The organism is Pseudomonas sp. (genome assembly GCF_049645325.1).
Classification (GTDB): domain Bacteria; phylum Pseudomonadota; class Gammaproteobacteria; order Pseudomonadales; family Pseudomonadaceae; genus Aquipseudomonas.
In genome coordinates, this window is the sequence record NZ_JBARTQ010000442.1 from 1 (window position 1) to 4,242 (window position 4,242).

General features: G+C 59.5%; 4 protein-coding genes. 1 reads left to right on the forward strand and 3 read right to left on the reverse strand.

Translation table 11 applies throughout. The annotated features are described in order from the left end of the window. The coding region (gene clpA / locus WBB95_RS19155; RefSeq protein WP_424489010.1) for an ATP-dependent Clp protease ATP-binding subunit ClpA at window positions 1-2,043 on the forward strand (2,043 nt) is incomplete at its 5' end. A gap of 233 nt (window positions 2,044-2,276) precedes the next feature. Here clpA and infA read toward each other — a convergent pair. From infA to aat, 3 genes are all read right to left on the reverse strand, one after another. Continuing rightward, entirely contained in the window at window positions 2,277-2,495 is a 219-nt protein-coding gene (gene infA, locus WBB95_RS19160; RefSeq protein ID WP_002553999.1) for a translation initiation factor IF-1, read from the reverse strand. A 100-nt stretch (window positions 2,496-2,595) separates the two neighbouring features. Further along, window positions 2,596-3,303, reverse strand: a complete 708-nt coding sequence (locus WBB95_RS19165) for an arginyltransferase (RefSeq protein WP_424489011.1) — start codon at window positions 3,301-3,303, stop codon at window positions 2,596-2,598. A gap of 56 nt (window positions 3,304-3,359) precedes the next feature. Next, window positions 3,360-4,040, reverse strand: a complete 681-nt coding sequence (gene aat / locus WBB95_RS19170; RefSeq protein WP_424489012.1) for a leucyl/phenylalanyl-tRNA--protein transferase — start codon at window positions 4,038-4,040, stop codon at window positions 3,360-3,362. Window positions 4,041-4,242 lie beyond the last annotated feature (202 nt).

Consider the following 4,242-nt stretch of genomic DNA (forward strand, 5'->3'; position numbering starts at 1 on the left):
GAGACCCAGCCAACCCTGGGCTTCCAGCGGGTACTTCAGCGTGCCGTGTTCCATGTGCAGAGCTCCGGCAAGCGAGAAGTCACAGGCGCCAATGTGCTTGTGGCGATATTCAGCGAGCAGGAAAGCCAGGCAGTGTTCCTGCTGAAACAGCAGAGCGTTGCCCGTATTGATGTCGTCAACTACATCGCCCACGGTATCTCCAAAGTGCCTGGGCACGGCGATCATTCCGAGGGTGAGCAGGATATGCAGGACGACGAGGGCGGTGAGTCTTCTTCTTCAAGCAACCCGCTGGATGCCTACGCCAGCAACCTCAATGAACTGGCGCGCCAGGGGCGGATCGATCCGCTGGTGGGGCGTGAGCTTGAGGTTGAGCGTGTAGCGCAGATCCTCGCGCGTCGTCGCAAGAACAATCCGTTGCTGGTGGGTGAAGCGGGCGTGGGTAAAACCGCGATTGCCGAAGGCCTGGCCAAGCGCATCGTCGATAACCAGGTGCCGGATTTGCTGGCCAACAGTGTCGTCTACTCCCTGGACCTCGGCGCGTTGCTCGCCGGGACCAAGTACCGTGGCGATTTCGAGAAGCGCTTCAAGGCGCTGCTCGGCGAGCTGAAAAAACGCCCGCAGGCGATCCTTTTCATCGATGAAATTCACACCATCATCGGTGCCGGTGCGGCGTCCGGTGGGGTGATGGATGCGTCCAACCTGCTCAAGCCGCTGCTGTCGTCGGGTGATATCCGTTGTATCGGTTCGACCACGTTCCAGGAATTTCGCGGCATCTTCGAGAAAGACCGTGCCCTGGCGCGTCGCTTCCAGAAAGTCGACGTGTCCGAGCCTTCGGTTGAAGACACCATCGGCATCCTGCGCGGTCTCAAGGGGCGCTTTGAAGCGCACCACGGCATCGAGTACACCGATGAGGCGTTGCGCGCCGCCGCCGAGCTGGCCTCGCGCTACATCAATGACCGGCATATGCCGGACAAGGCCATCGACGTGATTGACGAGGCGGGCGCCTACCAGCGCCTGCAGCCGGTCGAGAAGCGTGTGAAGCGCATCGACGTGCCTCAAGTCGAGGACATCGTGGCGAAGATCGCGCGGATTCCGCCAAAACACGTCAACAGTTCCGATAAAGAGCTGCTGCGTAACCTGGAGCGCGACCTCAAGCTCACCGTGTTTGGTCAAGATGCGGCCATCGACGCGTTGTCCACCGCGATCAAGTTGTCGCGTGCGGGCCTCAAGTCGCCGGACAAGCCGGTCGGTTCGTTCCTGTTTGCAGGCCCTACCGGCGTCGGCAAGACCGAGGCGGCGCGGCAATTGGCCAAGGCCATGGGGATCGAGCTGGTGCGCTTCGACATGTCCGAATACATGGAGCGCCACACCGTGTCGCGCCTGATCGGTGCCCCGCCGGGCTATGTCGGCTTTGATCAGGGCGGTCTTTTGACCGAGGCGATTACCAAGCAGCCGCATTGCGTATTGCTGCTCGATGAAATCGAGAAGGCGCACCCGGAAGTCTTCAATCTGCTGCTGCAGGTGATGGACCACGGCACGCTGACCGACAACAACGGGCGCAAGGCGGACTTCCGCAACGTGATCGTGATCATGACCACCAACGCCGGTGCTGAAACGGCTGCGCGGGCCTCCATTGGCTTTACGCACCAGGATCACTCCTCGGATGCGATGGAAGTGATCAAGAAGAGCTTCACGCCGGAGTTCCGCAACCGTCTGGACACCATTATCCAGTTTGGTCGCCTCAGCCATGAGGTCATCAAAAGTGTGGTGGACAAGTTCCTTACCGAGCTTCAAGCGCAGTTGGAAGACAAGCGCGTGCAGCTGGACGTGACGGAGGCGGCGCGCAGCTGGATCGCAGAGGGTGGCTACGACGCGGCAATGGGCGCGCGCCCAATGGCACGTCTGATCCAGGACAAGATCAAGCGGCCATTGGCCGAAGAGATCCTGTTTGGCGAGCTTTCCGACCATGGTGGCGTGGTGCACATCGACCTGAAGGACGGCGAGCTGACCTTCGAGTTCGAAACCACGGCTGAAATGGCCTGATCGATAGCATGCAACAAAGCAAAAGGCGCCGAAAGGCGCCTTTTTGCTGTCTCGAATACGCTGGAGATCCACTGTGGGAGCTGGCTTGCCTGCGATGGCGGTCTATCAGGAAAATATTCTACAACTGACCCATCGCCATCGCAGGCAAGCCAGCTCCCACAAGGTCAAGTGGCGGATGTTAAATAGCGCACACAAAAACGCCCGGCATAACCGGGCGTTTTGTATTGACTTGATTAACGAGCGCGGTAAGTGATGCGCCCTTTGCTCAAGTCATAGGGCGTCAGCTCGACGCGCACTTTGTCGCCGGTAAGAATACGAATGTAGTTCTTGCGCATCTTGCCGGAGATATGCGCGGTTACGACGTGCCCATTTTCCAACTCCACACGAAACATGGTGTTGGGCAGGGTGTCGACGACAGTGCCTTCCATTTCGAAGCTGTCTTCTTTCGACATGCAGTAAAGCCCTCGGTATCCAGTGAATGGCCCGGTGCAACTGCGCCAGGCAAAAGCGGCGTGCATTGTGCCCGAAAAAGGGTGTTTAAGCCAAGGGGTTCTAGTTAAGCGTGACCCATCTTTGATTAATCAGCAGTTCTATGGGGCGATATTGGGTCTTGTAGTTCATCTTTTTGCAGTTTTTGATCCAGTAACCGAGGTACACCGCCTCCAGTTCCAGGCGCAGTGCTTCACCTATTTGCCAGAGGATGGCGAAGCGTCCGAGGCTGCGGCGTTCTTCGGCCGGTTCATAGAAGGTGTAGACCGCCGACAGGCCATTGGGCAGCAAATCGGTGACAGCCACCGCCACCAGGTGACCTGCAAGGCGAAACTCGTAGAAGCGTGAAAACGGCAGATCGCGCACCAGGAAGGTCGAAAACTGGTCGCGGCTGGGCGGAAACATATCGCCGTCGGCGTGACGTTGTTCGATGTAGCGCTGGTAGAGATCGAAATATTCTTCGCTGAAGTGCGGCTGGGTGGCCGTGACTGTCAGGTCGGCATTGCGCTTGAGAATGCGCTTCTGGTTGCGGTCCGGTAAAAACTGCGCGACCGGAATGCGCGCCGGGACGCAGGCGTTGCAGTTCTGGCAGTGGGGGCGATACAGGTGATCGCCGCTGCGCCGAAAGCCCATTTCCGAAAGGTCGGCGTACACATGCACGTCCATGGGCTGGCTGGGGTCGAGGAACAGCGTGGTGGCCTGCTCGTCGGGCAGATAGCTGCAAGAGTGGGCTTGAGTGGCATAAAACTTCAATCGCGCCAGCTCGGTCATGATCAACCCTCGGGATAAGCTTTGAAATAAGTGTAAGCCAGGTGCGAGGAAGTCGCCTAGGAAACCCACGGTCCAGCGCTGGGTTGGTCCAGATGGTTGTGCAGAAAGGTGGCAAAATCACTGCGCGGGATGGCGCGAGCGCCAAGGCTGTGCAGGTGGTCATTGGGCATCTGGCAGTCAATCAGCACAAAACCCCAGGCCTGTAATTGCCGGGTGAGTGTGGCGAAGCCGAATTTTGAGGCGTTGTCGGCGCGGCTGAACATCGACTCGCCAAAGAACAGCTGGCCCATTGCGAGGCCGTATAAGCCGCCTACCAGCTCGCCAGCGTCCCAAACCTCTACGGAGTGCGCGTAGCCGCGCTGGTGCAGTTCCAGGTAGGCACGCTGGATGCCCTCGGTGATCCAGGTGCCGTCCGCGTAAGCACGCGGTGCGGCGCAGGCCTGGATGACGGCGGCGAAGTCCTGGTCGAAGGTCACGGTATAGCGCTGCTGGCGGAGTAACTTGCCGAGGCTTCGGGACACATGCAGTTCGTCAGGGAAAATCACCGTGCGCGGGTCCGGCGACCACCAAAGGATCGGCTGGCCCTCTGAGAACCACGGAAAGCAGCCGTGACGATATGCCTGGATCAGGCGTTCAGCCGAGAGGTCGCCACCGGCGGCAAGCAGGCCATTGGGTTCGCGCATGGCCTTGGCCAGTGGCGGAAATGTCAGGGAGTCGCGTTGCAACCAGGTCAGCATGGCATCCAGGCTTACGGTAGGGGAGGGGAGTGGCAGGCATGTCGCGTGCCGTAATAGGGGATTATTGTCGACGCAGCGCTGTGGGGCCAGCCCGAATCGGGCATCGGCCAGGATTAGCGTGAACGGGTGTTTCTGCAACTCTGTGCCTGAGGCGTGGTCGTAATCGGGTCTGGGCGATGCAGGCCATTTGCCAAGCTTGCCC

Coding starts and splice junctions, on each gene's coding strand:
- infA (WP_002553999.1), bottom strand. CDS start 2,495: ATGTCGAAAGAAGACAGCTTCGAAATGGAAGGCACTGTCGTCGACACC.
- WBB95_RS19165 (WP_424489011.1), bottom strand. CDS start 3,303: ATGACCGAGCTGGCGCGATTGAAGTTTTATGCCACTCAAGCCCACTCT.
- aat (WP_424489012.1), bottom strand. CDS start 4,040: ATGCTGACCTGGTTGCAACGCGACTCCCTGACATTTCCGCCACTGGCC.